The sequence below is a fragment of the Luteipulveratus mongoliensis genome (genome assembly GCF_001190945.1).
GTDB classification, from domain to species: domain Bacteria; phylum Actinomycetota; class Actinomycetes; order Actinomycetales; family Dermatophilaceae; genus Luteipulveratus; species Luteipulveratus mongoliensis.
Genome location: NZ_CP011112.1, coordinates 4,729,704 through 4,745,145, shown reverse-complemented (window position 1 = coordinate 4,745,145; position 15,442 = coordinate 4,729,704). Strand labels below are relative to the sequence as shown.

The window sequence follows — 15,442 nt, the reverse complement described above, 5'->3', positions numbered from 1 at the left end:
GCTCGATATCGGATCGACGGCGTCGATCCGATCTGGGGGAGTGGGTCAGGGTCCGGTCGGTGGAGGTGGCTCGACCGCTGGGCGCGGGATGACGAGGTCCGGCGCGGTGACGACGGGTTCGAGCTCGGCGGGCGTGTACTTCCACCCGTTGCGCGCTTCGGCCTGAGTACCGGCCTTGACCCACTCCGTGACGGTCACACTCATCTGACCGGGCCGAGCGCTGAAGACCGAGCGAGCCCACCCGTCCTTCGATCCGCGTTCATTCACCTCGAACGTGCTTCGGTCGGGGCGTACGGTGCACGACTGTCCCGAGGACAGCTCGGCGGGGCAGGACGGAGCCGATGTGTTCGAAGGCAGGCTCACGACTGTCACCCGCAGCGTGTGCCGAGGATCTGATCTGAAGGTGTAGACGGCTTGCCAATCCGTAGCGTTGTCAGCCTGATTCGGCGGAAGCGCGGTGTCACGATTCCAGTCGCTCGGATAGATCGTCGACTTCTCCCACAGCGATGCTCGAGGCAGCCGTTGCTCGATCACACGCTCGAGCGACGCTTCCGTCTGCGCTGCGCGTCCGGTGTAGATGCTGGTCGTCTTGGCCGGCGCGGGCTCTTCCACGGCGGCGCGATGGCTCACGAAGCCGACCGTGCCGACGGCGATGGCTGCGGCAGCAACGGCGGCACCGACCGACGCCACGACGCGACGCCGCGTGCGGGCCCGGCGACCGGCGTACACGACCGTCTCGGCCGTCAGCTGCATCGGCGGCTCGGACGCGAGGTCATTGGCGAAGGTCTTGGACACCCAGTCCTCCTCGTTCATCACGCACCTCCTGTGTCGTACGAGTCGGCGAGCGCTACTCGCATGGTCTGCAGCGCGCGTGCGCTGTGGCTCTTGACGGTGCCCTCGGCGAGGCCGAGCACATCCGCGACGCCGGCGATCGGCATGTCATCGATGAAGCGGAGGGCGACGATCGCTCGCTGCCTGGCGGTCAGTCCCGTCATCGCCGACGCGAGGGCCAGACGGTCGTCCGTCCGCGGCGGTGGGGCAACCTGTTCCGGGACCCTGTCGGTGATGCGCTCGCGGACTGCGGTCCGCCGGCCGTTGAGGAACAGGTTGGTGAGGATGCGTCGGGCGTAGGCGTCGATCGTCTCCTGGCGCACCTTGTGCCAGTGGACGTACAGGCGCACGAAGGTGGTCTGGACCAGGTCCTCGGCCGCCTGCCAGTCGCCGCACATCGCGTACGCCGTCCGCCGCAGGGCAGGTGCCCGCGCGGTGAAGTACTCGATGTACTCCTGCTCCCATGCTGGGTGTCCCATGGCCCCCCTCTCACCCGCTGTCTACAAGTGAATACCCGCGAGCGGCGCGAAAGGTTTACGTCAGTAGTGGCGCCAGCGCAGCGCGACGGCGTAGTCGACCTCGGTCCCGTCGTGCGAGGCCAGGATCTTGTCGGACAGCTCCGGCGTGAACTCGATGCGGACGACCGCCTCGAAGTCCTCGCGGGTGTCGAACTTCCACCGCATCATGACCGGCTTGGTCGTGAAGCCCTGACGGTTCCAGAACCGTTGCACTGCAATGGGATCCGCATCCGGCCAGGCGTCCCTGAACCACCGCCCGAACGTCGAGCGCGTCGCGTCGTTGTCGATCAGGAACGCCACGCCACCTGGTGCCATGACCCTCGCCAGCTCCCGCAGTCCCGGCTCGCAGCCCGGACCGAAGAAGTACGCCCAACGGTTGTGTACGACGTCGATCGAGTGGTCTTCGACCGGCAGTCGCTGGGCCAGCCCGTGACGTACCTCGGCGTTGGCGATGCCCGAGATCCGTTGCACCGCACGGTTGTAGAGGGGCACGTGCGGCTCGACGCCGATGACTTGCTCGGCGGTCTCGGCGAGCAGAGGCAGGTGGAAGCCCGTCCCGCACCCGATGTCCAGCACTCGGCGGTCCGCCCAGCTGCGGATGGTGCGCATGGCCGACCAGATCGCGCCGTCGGGGTCGACGCCGTTGTTCTCGATCTCGTACGTCTCCTGGTCGCCCCAGATGTTGGGCGACGGAATCGGTTGATCCTCACCTGATCCTTTTGGACGTGACTCCTCCTCCGCCCGAGGTCGCAGGCTCCCTCGGTCCGGCATCGTCGTCCCGTCGGTGTCCATCAACCTTGCTCGGCAGCCAGCGTCGCCGGGTGCACGAGGAGTGGCAGCAGCTTGCGGCCGCCCGGACCCTTGCGCGCAGCCCGGACGAGCGCGAGGTGAGCCTCGCACCGGAGGACGAGCTCGTCGTACGCCGCATCGCCCATCAGGTGACGCAGCTCGCCGGCGTTGGAGATGTAGACCGGGTCCTTGCCGACGTGCGCCTCGGGATTGCTCGAGCAGTACCAGTCGAGGTCGTGGCCCCCGGGGCCCCAGCCGCGACGGTCGTACTCGGCGATCGAGATCTCGAGGTAGGACGTGTCGTCGGGCAGCTCGACGGTGCGATAGGTACGCCGGATCGGCAGCTGCCAGCACACGTCGGGCTTCATGGTGTGCGGCTCGGCGCCGACGAGCATCGCGTGCTGGTGCAGTGCGCAGCCGGAGCCGGCGGGGAAACCGGGCCGGTTGTGGAAGATGCAGGCGCCGTCGACCACGCGGGTCTTGGTGTCGCCGTCCTCTTTCTCGCGCCAGCCCTTCTTGGAGTGGCCTTCGTCGTAGAACTGCCACTCGTCCGGCCCGAGCTGCTCGACGACGCGCTTGACGTTCTTGATGTCGTCCTTGTCGGAGAAGTGCGCGCCGAGCGTGCAGCAGCCGGTGTCGGGTGCGTCCTCGTAGATCCCCTGGCAGCCGTTGCCGAAGATGCACGTCCAGGACGACGTGAGCCAGGTCAGGTCGCAGCGGAAGCGCTCGTTCGCGATGGCGGGGTTGTCGAACTCCACCCAGGTGCGGGCGATCTCCAGTGGTGTCTCGGGCACAGGCCGACTCTAGGCGTCCCGGCGCCGAGGAGCGGACGTCCCACCATGCGCGGCGAAGGACGTGGGTAGCCTGGCCGCATGCGGCTCGGGGTGATCGACGTGGGCTCCAACACGGTCCACCTGCTTGTTGTCGACGCTCACCGCGGCGCGCAGCCGCTCCCGGCGTACTCCCACAAGATCGAGCTGCGGCTCTCGGAGCACACAACCGCGGACGGTGAGATCAAGGAAGCCGGCGTCGAACAGCTGTCGACCTTCGTGGCCGAGTGCCTCACCATTGCTGAGGACCAGGGCATCGAGGACCTGCTGGCCTTCGCGACGAGCGCGATCCGTGAGGCGCCCAACGGCGAGACGGTGCTGCAGCAGGTTCGCGAGCAGACCGGCGCCGATCTTGAGGTTCTCTCGGGTGCCGACGAGGCCCGGCTGACGTTCCTGGCCGTACGCCGGTGGTTCGGCTGGTCGAGCGGGCGTCTGTTGTGCGTCGACATCGGTGGGGGATCGCTCGAGCTCGCCGTGGGTCTCGACGAGGAGCCCGACGCCGCCCTGAGCCTGCCGCTCGGTGCGGGCCGGCTCACCCGCGACCTGACCGGTGATCCGCCGAGCCCCGAGGACGTCCGTGCGCTGCGCAAGCGAATCCGCTCCGACATCGGCCGCGTGGTGCGCGACCTCAGCCGGTTCGGCGCGCCCGACCGGGTGGTCGGGACCAGCAAGACGGTCCGCTCGCTGGCCCGGGTGACGGGAGCCGCGCCCAGCGGCGACGGCCCCTACGTCTCCAGGACTCTCAAACGGTCCGAGCTCCAGGCGCTGGTTCAGCGGCTGGCCCCGATGACGGCGGACGAGCGCGCGGCCCTGCCCGGTGTGTCGGCCAGTCGTGCCGCTCAGCTCCTGGCCGGCGCACTCGTCGTCGAGGGGGCGATGGACCTGCTCGGCGTCGAGCGCCTCGATGTCTGCCCGTGGGCGCTGCGCGAGGGTGTGATCCTGCGCCGGCTGGACTGGCTCGAACCATGAGCCGCGACGACGACGAGACCGGCGCGAAGAAGGACGAGACCGTCGTGCAGAAGGTCGCCAAGGCGGCACGTACGCCTGTACGCCGGACCCGCAAGCGCGCGGCCACCCGACCGACCGCCCCGGTCCCCCTGGCGGGCGAGGACTTTGGGCGGCGTACGACTCCCGCACCCACCGGTGGCGCGGCGCGGATCCCCGACGGTCGGATCGGGCTGTCCACGGCGTCGGTCTACCCGCGCGGAGCCACGGCGGCGTTCGACATCGCAGCTCGGCTCGGGTACGACGCGGTCGAGGTCATGGTCTGGACCGAGACGATCAGCCAGGAGGCCGGTGCGCTGGTGCAGCTGTCCGAGCACTACGGCGTGCCGGTGTGCTCGATCCACGCGCCGACGTTGCTGCTCACGCAGCGGGTGTGGGGGACTGATCCGTGGGTCAAGGTCGACAAGTCCATCGAGCTGGCCGAGGAGGTCGGTGCCGGCACGGTCGTGCTGCACCCGCCGTTCCGGTGGCAGCGTGAGTACGCCGCGGAGTTCGTCGAGGGCATCGCCGAGCGCGGTGCACGGACGGAGGTCCGGCTGGCCGTCGAGAACATGTTCCCGTGGCGGGCCCGGGCTCGCGAGATGCAGGCGTACCTGCCGGACTGGGACCCCACGGACGTCGACTACGACCACGTGACGCTCGACCTGTCGCACACCGCCACAGCCGGGTCCGACGCGATGGCGATGGCAGCACAGCTGGGCGACCGGCTCTCCCACATCCATCTGGCTGACGGCACGGGCTCCTACAAGGATGAGCACCTCGTGCCCGGACGCGGCAGCCAACCGTGCGCTGAACTGCTCGAATCGCTTGCAGGACAAGGATTTTCGGGCGATGTCGTCGTCGAGGTCGGCACGCGTCGGCTCGACGACGAGCAGCGCGAGCTCGACCTGGCGGAGGCGCTCGCGTTCTCCCGGCTCTACTTCGCCGCCCCTGCCTAGCCCACCGCTCGTTGAGCCGGGCTTTCGCCGGGCCGCGTTGAAATCCCTTGCCCCGTAGCCACGTCGGTGACTCTCGAATGCGATAGGAAAGGTTCCTATCAATCAAATCTCGGGAGGCTGCAATGCGTATCCGAAGGTCAATGGGAATCTTGCTCGGTCTGATCGCGGCGCTGGCGATGGTGGTGGTGCCGTCGTCCGCGTCGGGTGCCGGCTCCGGCCTGGACGACCCGGTCAAGAAGGACATCGCCATGCAGCTGGTGTCCAGCGCGGAGAACTCGTCGCTGGACTGGAAGGCGCAGTACGGCTACATCGAGGACATCGGCGACGGTCGCGGCTACACCGCGGGCATCATCGGGTTCTGCTCCGGGACCGGCGACATGCTCGACCTCGTCGAGCTGTACACGCAACGCGATCCGGACAACGTGCTCGCCAAGTACCTGCCGGCGCTGCGCAACGTGGACGGCTCCGACTCGCACGAGGGCCTCGACCCCGGCTTCCAGGACGACTGGCGTCAAGCGGCGCAGGACCCGGCGTTCCAGCAGGCCCAGAACGACGAGCGGGACCGGGTCTACTTCAACCCCGCCGTCAGCCGCGGCAAGTCCGACGGCCTGGGCACGCTGGGCCAGTTCATCTACTACGACGCCATCGTCATGCACGGCGACGGTGACGACGCGACCAGCTTCAGCGCGATCCGCGATCGTGCGCGAGCCAACGCGAAGACCCCGGCCGAGGGCGGCGGCGAGACCGCGTACCTGAACGCCTTCCTCGACGCCCGGGTCTGGGCGATGAAGCAGGAGGAGGCGCACGGCGACACCAGCCGGGTGGACACCGAGCAGCGGGTCTTCCTCAACAACGGCAACCTGAACCTGGACCCGCCGCTGGACTGGAAGGTCTACGGCGACAGCTATCACATCGACTAGCTCCCGAGCCGGTCGAGTAGGCGAGCCCCCTAGGGCGAGCCGTGTCGAGACCAGGTGCGCGCGTGCACCTGGTCTCGACACGCCTCCGCTGGCGCTCCGGCTACTCGACCGGCGATGGGTCGCGGCCGATGAAGCCCAACAGCCTGGTCTGAACGTCCGCGTCCTCGGGCACCTCGACCCGCGGCCCGAACTGACCGCTGGACCGCATGGCGCCCTCGTGCTCGGGCATGCCTTCGAGCATCGCCGCGCACATCGTCGGGTCCAACGTCTCGTCCTGACCGGTCGCCCGCGACAGATCCCAGGTGTGCAGGAAGACATCGCTCGTGTAGAACTGGTCGACCGCCTTGTCGAGCGGGATCGTCCCAATATGCTTGTTCTCCAACGACTTTCCCGCGGTGGCGGGATCGTCGAGCAGCTCCTGGACGGCGGCACTGTGGATCTGCCATGCGGCCACCGGGTCGTCATCGACCGAGGGCCCCTTCGCCAGTCGTACGTCCGAGCCGCTCTCCAGGAACGACGGGAACCACTCGACCAAGTGGCGTACGACATCGCGCGCCAGCCAGCCCTCCGGCGGGGCCGGGGCGTCCCAGTCCTGGGTGCCCCGGACCCGCTCGGTGAACGTCGCCGCGATGCGGCGGTGCTCGTCGGCCGGTGAGGTCACGACAGTCCTACGAGCAGCTCGTCGAGCTTCTCGTAGCCCTCGTTGATGCCGACCTCCATGCCGCTGGCCATCATCCCGGCCTGCGCCTGCATGGACTCCACGACCGAGACCGCGACGATCCGGCAGCGGCCACCCTCGAGCGCCTCGAAGGTCATCGTCTCGAGGCTGACGGCGTCGGGCATGCCCTCATAGGTGAAGGTCTGCACGATGCGCTCGCCCGGGCGTACGTCATGGAAGGACCCGAAGAAGCCGGCGAACTCCTCGCCGCCCCTGACCGCGGCGTACCGGTAGCTCCCGCCTGTCTGGCAGTCCCACTGCTTGATGTCCATGTCGAGCGACTTCGGGCCCAGCCACTGCTTGACCAGCTCGGGCTCGGCCCAGGCGCGGAAGACCTTCTCCGGCGGCGCGTCGAACTCGCGGGTGATCGTGATGGTGGGCACGTCCGGGTCGGCCACGATGGTGGCTTCCTTCTTGGTTGCGGTGCTCATGATGCGCCTCTCTCCTGCTGCTCTGGTTGCTGCACATTGCCGTTGTCGTCCATGCGTGCCAGGAGGTCGTCGAGGCGGCTGAACCGCTCCTCGGCCTCCTTCTGGTACCGCTCGATCCACGAGGTCATGAGGTCGAACACCTCCGCTTCCAGGTGGCACGGTCGGCGCTGCGCGTCGCGGCTACGGCTGACCAGGCCCGCGCCCTCCAGCACCTTCAGGTGCTTGGAGACCGCCTGGACCGAGACGTCGTACGGCTCCGCCAGGTCTCCCACGGTCGCGTCGTTCACGGCGAGCCGCGCCACGATGTCGCGGCGAGTGGGGTCTGCGAGAGCTGCGAAGACCTTGGACAGCTGGTCCTCCACCGCACCCACCTCCTCAACTGATTGGTTGAATACGAGGAACGTACGCCGCGGCGGGCGGGTTGTCAACCATCCGGTTGAGCAAACCGGCAAAAGTTGATCGGCCGCACAGGAATGCGTGTGCGGCCGATCAACTTTTGCCGAGAGGAGTGGGGCAGACGCGATCAGGAGCGGACGGCGTACTGCATGACGACGTTGGAGGAGCCCTCGAACTGGCGGGTGCCGATTAGCTCCAGCGTCCCGGGGGACGCCGCGGTGAACGCCGGCGTGCCGCCTCCGGTTGCCACCGGTCCGATCATCAGATGCAGCTCGTCGACGAGGCCGGCCTCGAGCAGGTCGTTCCACAGCACATGGCTGCCGAACACGATGATGTCGTCGCCGGGCTGCTCCTTCAGCGCTCGCACGGCCTCACGCGCGTCGCCGCGGCGGACGATCTGCGTCGTGGAGCCGTACGTCCCGCTCGGGTCGGCCTGCAGGCTGTCGGACACCACGACCTTCTCGATGTCGTCGTTGCGCCGCGAGATCTCGCGCAGGACTTCTTGGCCGGCCTCGTCGTCGGGACGCAGCATGCTGAGCATCTCCTCGTTCGCGGCGAGGCCCGGCCAGAAGCCGCGGAAGCCCTCGTACGACGTCCGTCCGACGAGCAAGGTCGATGCGGTCCGGATGCGCTCGAGGTTGTAGGCGTCGAACGAGGCGTCCGCCGGCATGACCATGAAGTTGCCGCCGGGCCCCTCGAAGAAGCCGTCGAGAGTGACCAGGTTGGTGACGATGAGCTTGCGCATGACTGCGTTCCTCTCGGGTGATGTTGTGCGGTCACCCGTATAGAGACGGCCCGGTCACGGAACTCATCGGTCAGCCGGGAAAAACCTTCGGAAGGCCCAGCGCCGGGTAGAGCGCAGGGTCGACGAAGCCGTTGATCGCGCGGATCTGCCCGTCGCGCACGCTGAGCACATTGACCGCGCCCAGCCGGAAGTCCGGGCCCTGGTAGCAGGCGAACGCGAGCTGCCCGTTGAGCCGTAGCGGCCGCAGCCGCCACGGCGTCGCGAACAGCCGCTCGCGCATGAATCCGGCCACCGCGTCCCGCCCGTCGAACCACGCCGGCAGCGGAGGCATCGTGAACCGTGCGTCCTCGGTCAGCAAATCGAGGAGGGCGGGGATGTCGGCCTGTTCCCACGCGGCGACGAACGAGGTCACGAGGGCCCGCTCGCGCTCGCTGCCCAGCGCCTCACGCTCGGCCTGCTGACTGCGCTCGGGCACCCGCTCGGCGACCGCCGCCCGCGCACGCTGGAGCGCGCTGTTGACCGAGGCGACGGAGCTGTCAAGCATCGACGCCACCTCGGCGGCCGGCAGCTGGAGCACCTCGCGCAGGATCAGCACCGCCCGCTGGGTGCCGGGCAGATGCTGCAGTGCGGCGACGTACGCCAGCTCGACGCCTTCACGCTCGACGTACGTCGTCTCCGGGTCGGCCACGTCGCCGGCCAGGTCGTCCGGCCAGGGCTCAAGCCAGATGGGTTCGGTGACCGGGGCGCCGAGGTCATCGCTCGCCTGCCGGGACGGGCAGTAGTCCGGGGTCAGGATCCGGCGCGGTCGCCGCTCGACCAGACGCAGGCAGACACGGGTCGCGATCCGGTACAGCCAGGTCCGCAACGAGCTGCGCTGCTGGAAGCCGGTCAGCGCCTTCCACGCCGCGAGCAGCGTCTCCTGCAGCGCGTCCTCGGCGTCGTGCAATGAGCCGAGCATCCGGTAGCAGTGCGCCTGCAGCTCGCGTCGGTGCGGGGTCACGAGCTGTTCGTACGCCGTCTCGTCGCCGCCCTGAGCGCGGGCCAGCACGGCAGGGTCGAGGACTGCGTCCATGACTGCAGTGTCCTTGATGCGGCACGGCAACCCGACGGAAACACGCGGCCACTAGGTTGCCAGGGTGACAGGACACTTCGAGGGCTACACCCCGCGCCCGGCGACCTATGACGAGATGTTCGACGGCTCCGACGTGAGACGCAGCTACACCACCGTGCGGACCCAGATCGAGGCGCTGTCACCCGAGGATCTGAGGGCCCGGTCGGACTATCTCTCGAGCAGCTATCTCGACCAGGGCGTCACCTTCGACATCGGTGGCGAGGAGCGGCCGTTCCCGCTCGACATCGTCCCGCGGCTGATCGACTCGACTTCCTGGCAGGCGGTCGAGCTGGGTGTCGCGCAGCGGGTGAAAGCGCTGGAGGCGTTCCTCGCCGACATCTACGGCGAGGGTCAGGTCTTCCGCGACGGCGTCATCCCGCGCCGCGTTGTCACCAGCTCGCCCCACTTCCTGCGGCCGGCGATGGGTATCCGACCTCCGGGCGGCGTCCGCGTCCACGTGGCCGGTATCGACCTCGTCCGGGACGAGCAGGGCGCCTTCCGGGTGCTCGAGGACAACGTTCGCATCCCGTCCGGTGTCTCCTACGTGATGACCAACCGCCGCGCGATGTCGGCGGCGCTGCCGGAGGTCTTCACCCACCACCGCATCCGGCCGGTCGCGCACTACCCCAACCGGCTGCTCGCCGCGCTGCGTGCCTGCGCGCCCACCGGCGTCGCGGACCCGACCGTCGTCGTACTCACCCCGGGCGTCTACAACCCGGCCTACTTCGAGCACGCGCTGCTCGCCCGGCTCATGGGCGTACGTCTGGTCGAGGGCGGCGACCTCGTCGCCCAGGCGGGCCACGTCTATGTCCGTACGACTCACGGGCTCCACCCCGTGCACGTGATCTACCGGCGGGTGGACGACGACTTCCTCGACCCGGTGCACTTCCGGCGCGACTCGGTCCTCGGCGTACCCGGCCTGCTCAACGCCGCGCGCGTCGGCAACGTGACGATCGCCAACGCGGTCGGCAACGGGGTGGCCGACGACAAGCTCGTCTACACCTACGTGCCCGACCTGATCCGCTACTACCTCGCCCAGGAGCCGGTGCTGCGCAACATCGACACCTGGCGGATGGAGGACCCCACGCACCGCGAGGAGGTCCTCGACCGGTTGCACGAGCTGGTGCTCAAGCCGGTCGACGGCGCCGGTGGCAAGGGCATCGTCATCGGGCCCCGCGCGACCAAGGAGCAGATCGAGGAGCTGCGCACCCGGCTGCTGGCGGACCCGCGCGGCTGGATCGCTCAGCCCGTGGTGCAGCTGTCGACCGTGCCGACGTTCATCGGCGGCACGATGGCCCCGCGCCACGTCGACCTGCGCCCGTTCGCGGTGCACGACGGCGAGCGCGTCTCGGTGCTGCCGGGCGGTCTGACCCGCGTGGCGCTGCCCGAGGGTGAGCTGATCGTCAACTCCAGCCAGGGCGGCGGGTCCAAGGACACCTGGGTGCTTTCGGCCGACAACCCGATGCCGGAGGTCGAGCCGGAGCCGGCCGAGGACGGGCCGTTCCACCCCGCGATCAAACCGGCCGTACCTCCCCAGCAAGAACCTGCGCCGCCCACCTCCCACGCGCAGCAAGAACAGCAGCAGCTGTCCCGTTCGCCTCAGCCGCAGGGGGACCCCTCATGCTGAGCCGCATCGCCGAGGCGTTGTTCTGGATCGGCCGCTACATCGAGCGTGCTGAGTGCACCTCGCGCATCCTCGACGTCCACCTACAGGTCCTCATCGAGGACCCGACCATCGACCGCGAGGCCACCTGCCGGTCGCTGCTCGCGGCAATGGGCGTGCGCTATGACGGTGAGTTCGACCAGGCCGCGGTGCTTCGGCTGCTGCTGCACGACCGGTCGTCGACGGCCTCGGTCGTGTCGGCCATCGAGGCCGCTCGCGAGAGCGCCCGCCGGTCGCGTGAGGTCGTCTCCACCGAGATGTGGGAGGCCATCAACACCACGTTCAACCAGCTCAGCTCGGGCCAGCTGACCCGGATGCGTCCCGCGGACGCGTTCCGGCTGGTGCGCGAGCGGTCCAGCATGATCGCTTCCATGGCGGACGGGACGCTGAGCCACGACACCGGCTGGCAGTTCCTCGTGCTCGGTCGCTCGATCGAGCGGGTGGACATGACGGCACGCCTGGTGCTGTCGACGACGTACAGCCCGGGCAGTGCCTCGAGCTGGCAGACGACGCTGCGGGCCTGCGGTGCGCACCATGCATTCACCCGCACCTACCGCGCCATCGAGTCGCCGCGGGCCGCGGCCGAGTTCCTGCTGCTGGACCGGCTGTTCCCGCGGTCGATCGTGTTCGGGCTGACCCAGGCCGCCGCGTGTCTCGAGGTCCTCGACCCGCGTCAGCGTCGGCTGGGCTTCGGCGGCGACGCCGCACGCATCATCGGCCAGGCACGCGCCTCGCTGGACGTGCGCTCGCTGAGCGACCTGATGTCGGAGCTGCCGCGCGAGATGGAGGCCCTGCAGCTCGTGTGTGTCGAGGCGACCGACGCGGTCTCCAAGAGGTACTTCGAGGGCGCTGTGGCGCCGGAGTGGTTGGGAGGCACCCAGTGACGATGACCCTGCGTCTGCATCACCAGACGGGCTACACCTACAAGGGCGGCGCGAGCGCGTCCTACAACGAGGCCCGCATGCAGCCTCAGACCAACACCGACCAGACCGTGCTGCACACCAAGGTCGACGTCAGCCCCAACCCCTGGACGATGTCCTGGACTGACTACTGGGGCACGCTCGTCACCTCGTTCGAGGTCCACGAGCGGCACCCTGAGCTGCTGGTCCAGGCGACCAGCACGGTGACCGTCGACCGGCGTCCCACGGAGAGCGCCGGGCTGAGCTGGGACGAGATCACCGGGTCCGACGTGACCGACCGCTGGCTCGAGGTCCTCGTCGTCACGCCGCGCGTGGCGCCCGGACGAGAGCTCGGCTCCGTCGTACGCCAGATCCGTGAATCATCAGCGACGCCAAAGGAATTCGTCGAGTCTGTTGTCGCTCGGCTGCGCGAGGAGGTCGAATACATCCAGGGCCGTACGACGGTGCACACCCGGGCGGCCGACGCCTGGGCCGCGCGGGCCGGGGTCTGCCAGGACATGGCGCACCTGACGATCGGGGCGCTGCGCTCGCAGGGCATCCCGGCGCGTTACGTGTCGGGCTACATGCTCCCCGATGCCGAGCCCGAGATCGGCCAGCCTTATGTGGGGGAGTCGCACGCCTGGATCCAGTGGTGGGACGACGCGTGGGTGCCGTTCGACCCGACCAACGGCACACCGCCCGACGACAACTACGTCGAGGTCGGCGTCGGCCGCGACTACAAGGACGTCGTGCCCCTGTCGGGCATCTTCACCGGCTCGCCGGGCTCCACGATGTTCGTCAGCGTTGAGATCACCCGCCTGTCCTGACCTGCCGAGAGGCATACCGATCGCTCGAGAGGCGTACCCGCGGGGTGTGCCCCTCGGTGCATGGGTATGCCTCTCGGCGGACGGCCAGGGGCCGCGGTTAGCCTGAGGCCGATCACCGCCGTACAGACCCAAGGAGCCTCGATGTTCGACCCCAGTGCCGTGCTGCGCCAAGGACTCCTCGGACTGAGTCGGAGCAGCCAGGTACGCGGCGTTCTCGAGAAGGCCCCGGTGAGCCGCGATGTCGTACGTCGGTTCGTCGCCGGCGAGACCACTGAGGACGCCGTCCGCGCGGCCGCCGACCTGACCGACAGCGGCCGGCTGGTCACCATCGACTTCCTCGGCGAGGACACGCTCGACATCGCTCAGGCTCAGACGACCCGGGACGCCTACCTCGAGCTGTTGCACGCGCTGGCCGAGCAGGAGCTGTCGACCGCCGGCGCGGTCGAGGTCAGCGTCAAGCTCAGCGCCGTCGGTCAGGCGCTGCCCGGCGACGGCGAGAAGATCGCGCTCGAGCACGCTCGCGAGATCTGCCAGGCCGCCCGCAACGCCGGCACCACGGTGACCCTCGACATGGAGGACCACACCACGACCGACTCGACCCTGTCGGTGCTGCGCGACCTGCGCCAGGACTTTCCTTGGGTGGGCGCAGTGCTCCAGTCCTACCTGCGCCGTACGGAGGGTGACTGCCGCGATCTTGCGACCGCTGGCAGCCGGGTCCGGTTGTGCAAGGGCGCCTACAAGGAGCCGGAGTCGGTCGCGTTCCAGGACGGCGCGGACGTGTCGGCGTCCTATGTCCGGTGCGCCAAGGTGCTGCTCGAGGGCCAGGGCTACCCGATGCTGGCCAGCCACGACCCGCAGCTGATCGACATCATCGGCGCGCTCGCGGCCAAGGAGCTGCGACCGGCCGACTCCTACGAGTTCCAGATGCTCTACGGCATCCGGCCGCACGAGCAGCAGCGGATCGCTGCCGAGGGGCACCAGATGCGGGTCTACGTGCCCTACGGCCAGGAGTGGTACGGCTACCTCATGCGCCGCATGGCCGAGCGCCCGGCCAACACGATGTTCTTCCTGCGAGCACTGGCGACGAAGGGCTGAGCGATGTCAGAGACGGCGGAGCGTTCCCACGAGGTGTCCGGCCGCAAGGTCGCCATCATCGGTGCGGGAGTGATGGGCGAGACACTGGTGTCCGGGCTCTTGCGCGCGGGCCGTACGACTGAGCAGCTCATCGTCAGCGACCGCAGTCCCGAGCGGCTTGCCGTCATCAAGGACACCTACGGCGTCGAGGTCGCCTCGGCCGCTGACGCGGCAGCGAGTGTCAGCACCGTCGTGCTCGCGGTGAAGCCGCAGGACATGGGCAAGGTCCTCGACACCATCCGCGACCACCTGGCGCCGGGCACGCTGGTGGTGTCGATCGCGGCCGGCATCACGACGGCCTACCTCGAGAACCACCTCCCGGAGGGCACTCCGGTCGCCCGCGTCATGCCCAACACCCCTGCCCTGGTCGATGAGGGCATGGCCGCGGTCAGCCCTGGCGAGCACTGCGACGCCCACCACCTGTGGGAGGCGCAGGACCTCATGCGGTCGTGCGGCAAGGTGCTGTCGATCCCCGAGGAGTACCAGGACGCGGTGACCGCGATCAGCGGCAGCGGACCGGCGTACATCTTCTTCGTCGTCGAGGCGATGATCGAGGCGGGCGTGCTCCTCGGGCTGCCGCGTGCGACCGCGACCGAGCTCGTCGTCCAGACGCTCTACGGCGCCGCCACCATGCTCAAGGAGACCGGCGAGCACCCGACCGTGCTGCGCGAGCGGGTCTCGAGCCCGGGCGGCACCACGATGGCGGCCCTGCGCGAGCTGGAGGACCACAAGGTGCGTGCAGCCTTCCTGTCCGCGATGGAAGCGGCCGCCAAGCGGTCGGCCGAGCTGGCCTCCGGACACAACTGACCACCACTCCCGGCAAAAGTTGGTGCCCGGCACACGCATGCCTGTGCGGCCGATCAACTTCTGCCGGTAGACCGAGACTCCCCGGCGAAAGTTGGCGAGGGGCACACGCATACCTGTGCCGGCTATCAACTTCTGCCGGGCGGGGAAGGGTGTGAGGCGCCTGTGGAGGTGCTGAGGATTTGCCGAGGGTGCCACCCGAAGGCGCTGGATCGCGTGCGAGAGTGGACCACATGACAGCAATCTCGGTGCGTGCCCTCGGGGATGAGGACTGGCAGGTCTACCGCGACATCAGGCTGGCAGCGCTGAAGGAATCTCCGTCGGCGTTCGCCGCCTCCATCGATCAGGAGCAGAAGTTCGACGAAGAGTTCTGGCGGACCCGCATGGCGCGGTCCCGGCGGCTGGTGGCCGAGCAGGAAGGCGAACCCGTCGGCGTGGTCTCGGTCGGTGACGTCGTCGACGAGGACGACATCGACAAGGACGGCGACACCAGCGAGATCGTGGCCGAGCTGTTCGGGCTCTGGGTTGCGCCGGAGCTGCGCGGCAAGGGCGTGGCCTGGAAGCTCGTGCAGGCCGGCGTCGACGAGGCCCGCGAGGAGAAGCGCTCGTTCGCGGTCTACTGGGTCGGCACGGACAACGGCCGGGCGGTGGCGTTCGCCAGCAGCTTCGGTTTCCGGCCGACCGACTCCCGTCGCTCGATGCGACCGCAGGACGCCTCCGACGACGAGGACGACGACAACCTCGAGATGGCGATGATCTACCCCCTCGGCAGCGACCCCGGGGCGGTCCCGAGCTCGGTGCTGTCGTGACGGGACGACGATGCCGGACCGAGGGAGCCTGCGACCTCGGCCGGAGGAGAAGTCCCGTCCACAAGAACAGGTGA

18 protein-coding genes are annotated in these 15,442 nt (G+C 68.9%); 9 read left to right on the top strand and 9 right to left on the bottom strand.

What is annotated here, in order from left to right:
* Nucleotides 1-45 precede the first annotated feature (45 nt).
* Genes VV02_RS22585 through VV02_RS22570 form a run of 4 tightly spaced genes read right to left on the bottom strand, consistent with a single transcriptional unit; the run spans nucleotide 46 to nucleotide 2,932 of the window.
* Entirely contained in the window at nucleotides 46-813 is a 768-nt protein-coding gene (locus tag VV02_RS22585) for a hypothetical protein (RefSeq protein ID WP_052595299.1), read from the bottom strand.
* On the bottom strand, nucleotides 813-1,310 hold the full coding sequence (locus VV02_RS22580) for a SigE family RNA polymerase sigma factor (RefSeq protein WP_052595297.1): 498 nt from the start codon (nucleotides 1,308-1,310) through the stop codon (nucleotides 813-815). The genes VV02_RS22585 and VV02_RS22580 overlap by 1 nt, the downstream gene beginning before the upstream one ends.
* 60 nt (nucleotides 1,311-1,370) lie before the next feature.
* Entirely contained in the window at nucleotides 1,371-2,141 is a 771-nt protein-coding gene (locus VV02_RS22575) for a class I SAM-dependent methyltransferase (RefSeq protein WP_245633167.1), read from the bottom strand.
* On the bottom strand, nucleotides 2,141-2,932 hold the full coding sequence (locus VV02_RS22570) for a DUF3109 family protein (RefSeq protein ID WP_052595294.1): 792 nt from the start codon (nucleotides 2,930-2,932) through the stop codon (nucleotides 2,141-2,143). Before VV02_RS22570 ends, VV02_RS22575 begins: the two co-directional genes overlap by 1 nt.
* A gap of 78 nt (nucleotides 2,933-3,010) precedes the next feature.
* On the opposite strand from VV02_RS22570, the gene VV02_RS22565 reads away from it, so the two are divergent.
* The 3 genes from VV02_RS22565 (at nucleotide 3,011) to VV02_RS22555 (ending at nucleotide 5,831) form a co-directional block, all read left to right on the top strand.
* Nucleotides 3,011-3,937 (top strand): Ppx/GppA phosphatase family protein, encoded by a 927-nt coding sequence (locus VV02_RS22565; RefSeq protein WP_052595292.1) that lies wholly within the window; start codon nucleotides 3,011-3,013, stop codon nucleotides 3,935-3,937.
* Nucleotides 3,934-4,911, top strand: a complete 978-nt coding sequence (locus VV02_RS22560; RefSeq protein ID WP_083450363.1) for a TIM barrel protein — start codon at nucleotides 3,934-3,936, stop codon at nucleotides 4,909-4,911. The genes VV02_RS22565 and VV02_RS22560 overlap by 4 nt, the downstream gene beginning before the upstream one ends.
* A gap of 140 nt (nucleotides 4,912-5,051) precedes the next feature.
* Nucleotides 5,052-5,831 carry a chitosanase gene (locus VV02_RS22555; protein WP_281177320.1) on the top strand — a complete coding sequence of 260 codons (780 nt, stop codon included), beginning with the start codon at nucleotides 5,052-5,054 and terminating at the stop codon, nucleotides 5,829-5,831.
* A 100-nt stretch (nucleotides 5,832-5,931) separates the two neighbouring features.
* On the opposite strand, the gene VV02_RS26735 is transcribed toward VV02_RS22555, so the two are convergent.
* The 5 genes from VV02_RS26735 to VV02_RS22530 all read right to left on the bottom strand — a co-directional run bounded on the left by VV02_RS26735 (nucleotide 5,932) and on the right by VV02_RS22530 (nucleotide 9,193).
* Nucleotides 5,932-6,492 carry a TIGR03086 family metal-binding protein gene (locus VV02_RS26735; protein WP_052595288.1) on the bottom strand — a complete coding sequence of 187 codons (561 nt, stop codon included), beginning with the start codon at nucleotides 6,490-6,492 and terminating at the stop codon, nucleotides 5,932-5,934.
* The gene (locus tag VV02_RS26730; RefSeq protein WP_052595286.1) at nucleotides 6,489-6,980 is read right to left on the bottom strand and encodes an SRPBCC family protein; all 492 of its coding nucleotides are present in this window, start codon (nucleotides 6,978-6,980) and stop codon (nucleotides 6,489-6,491) included. Before VV02_RS26730 ends, VV02_RS26735 begins: the two co-directional genes overlap by 4 nt.
* Nucleotides 6,977-7,342: an ArsR/SmtB family transcription factor gene (locus VV02_RS22540; protein ID WP_052595283.1), complete on the bottom strand. Its 366-nt coding sequence runs from the start codon at nucleotides 7,340-7,342 to the stop codon at nucleotides 6,977-6,979. The genes VV02_RS26730 and VV02_RS22540 overlap by 4 nt, the downstream gene beginning before the upstream one ends.
* Before the next feature lie 161 nt (nucleotides 7,343-7,503).
* Nucleotides 7,504-8,121 carry a dihydrofolate reductase family protein gene (locus tag VV02_RS22535; protein ID WP_052595281.1) on the bottom strand — a complete coding sequence of 206 codons (618 nt, stop codon included), beginning with the start codon at nucleotides 8,119-8,121 and terminating at the stop codon, nucleotides 7,504-7,506.
* A 70-nt stretch (nucleotides 8,122-8,191) separates the two neighbouring features.
* Entirely contained in the window at nucleotides 8,192-9,193 is a 1,002-nt protein-coding gene (locus VV02_RS22530; RefSeq protein WP_052595279.1) for a sigma-70 family RNA polymerase sigma factor, read from the bottom strand.
* 64 nt (nucleotides 9,194-9,257) lie between these two features.
* Here VV02_RS22530 and VV02_RS22525 point away from each other — a divergent pair, with 64 nt between their 5' ends.
* From VV02_RS22525 to VV02_RS22500, 6 genes are all read left to right on the top strand, one after another.
* Nucleotides 9,258-10,859, top strand: a complete 1,602-nt coding sequence (locus VV02_RS22525; RefSeq protein ID WP_425412286.1) for a circularly permuted type 2 ATP-grasp protein — start codon at nucleotides 9,258-9,260, stop codon at nucleotides 10,857-10,859.
* Nucleotides 10,853-11,779, top strand: a complete 927-nt coding sequence (locus tag VV02_RS22520) for an alpha-E domain-containing protein (RefSeq protein WP_052595277.1) — start codon at nucleotides 10,853-10,855, stop codon at nucleotides 11,777-11,779. Before VV02_RS22525 ends, VV02_RS22520 begins: the two co-directional genes overlap by 7 nt.
* A 2-nt stretch (nucleotides 11,780-11,781) precedes the next feature.
* The gene (locus tag VV02_RS22515; protein WP_052595275.1) at nucleotides 11,782-12,621 is read left to right on the top strand and encodes a transglutaminase family protein; all 840 of its coding nucleotides are present in this window, start codon (nucleotides 11,782-11,784) and stop codon (nucleotides 12,619-12,621) included.
* 141 nt (nucleotides 12,622-12,762) lie between these two features.
* Nucleotides 12,763-13,716: a proline dehydrogenase family protein gene (locus VV02_RS22510; protein ID WP_218917458.1), complete on the top strand. Its 954-nt coding sequence runs from the start codon at nucleotides 12,763-12,765 to the stop codon at nucleotides 13,714-13,716.
* Nucleotides 13,717-13,719: 3 nt separating this feature from the next.
* Nucleotides 13,720-14,562: a pyrroline-5-carboxylate reductase gene (gene proC / locus VV02_RS22505; protein WP_052595273.1), complete on the top strand. Its 843-nt coding sequence runs from the start codon at nucleotides 13,720-13,722 to the stop codon at nucleotides 14,560-14,562.
* Between the two features lie 230 nt (nucleotides 14,563-14,792).
* Nucleotides 14,793-15,368 carry a GNAT family N-acetyltransferase gene (locus VV02_RS22500; RefSeq protein ID WP_052595271.1) on the top strand — a complete coding sequence of 192 codons (576 nt, stop codon included), beginning with the start codon at nucleotides 14,793-14,795 and terminating at the stop codon, nucleotides 15,366-15,368.
* Nucleotides 15,369-15,442: the final 74 nt, after the last annotated feature.

What these genes read in the sequence shown, in the direction of transcription:
- VV02_RS22585 (WP_052595299.1), bottom strand. Translation starts at nt 813, where the DNA reads ATGAACGAGGAGGACTGGGTGTCCAAGACCTTCGCCAATGACCTCGCG.
- VV02_RS22555 (WP_281177320.1), top strand. Translation starts at nt 5,052, where the DNA reads ATGGGAATCTTGCTCGGTCTGATCGCGGCGCTGGCGATGGTGGTGGTG.
- VV02_RS22580 (WP_052595297.1), bottom strand. Translation starts at nt 1,310, where the DNA reads ATGGGACACCCAGCATGGGAGCAGGAGTACATCGAGTACTTCACCGCG.
- VV02_RS22535 (WP_052595281.1), bottom strand. Translation starts at nt 8,121, where the DNA reads ATGCGCAAGCTCATCGTCACCAACCTGGTCACTCTCGACGGCTTCTTC.
- VV02_RS26730 (WP_052595286.1), bottom strand. Translation starts at nt 6,980, where the DNA reads ATGAGCACCGCAACCAAGAAGGAAGCCACCATCGTGGCCGACCCGGAC.
- VV02_RS22510 (WP_218917458.1), top strand. Translation starts at nt 12,763, where the DNA reads ATGTTCGACCCCAGTGCCGTGCTGCGCCAAGGACTCCTCGGACTGAGT.
- VV02_RS22575 (WP_245633167.1), bottom strand. Translation starts at nt 2,141, where the DNA reads ATGGACACCGACGGGACGACGATGCCGGACCGAGGGAGCCTGCGACCT.
- VV02_RS22520 (WP_052595277.1), top strand. Translation starts at nt 10,853, where the DNA reads ATGCTGAGCCGCATCGCCGAGGCGTTGTTCTGGATCGGCCGCTACATC.
- VV02_RS22530 (WP_052595279.1), bottom strand. Translation starts at nt 9,193, where the DNA reads ATGGACGCAGTCCTCGACCCTGCCGTGCTGGCCCGCGCTCAGGGCGGC.
- VV02_RS22500 (WP_052595271.1), top strand. Translation starts at nt 14,793, where the DNA reads ATGACAGCAATCTCGGTGCGTGCCCTCGGGGATGAGGACTGGCAGGTC.
- proC (WP_052595273.1), top strand. Translation starts at nt 13,720, where the DNA reads ATGTCAGAGACGGCGGAGCGTTCCCACGAGGTGTCCGGCCGCAAGGTC.
- VV02_RS22565 (WP_052595292.1), top strand. Translation starts at nt 3,011, where the DNA reads ATGCGGCTCGGGGTGATCGACGTGGGCTCCAACACGGTCCACCTGCTT.
- VV02_RS22515 (WP_052595275.1), top strand. Translation starts at nt 11,782, where the DNA reads ATGACCCTGCGTCTGCATCACCAGACGGGCTACACCTACAAGGGCGGC.
- VV02_RS22560 (WP_083450363.1), top strand. Translation starts at nt 3,934, where the DNA reads ATGAGCCGCGACGACGACGAGACCGGCGCGAAGAAGGACGAGACCGTC.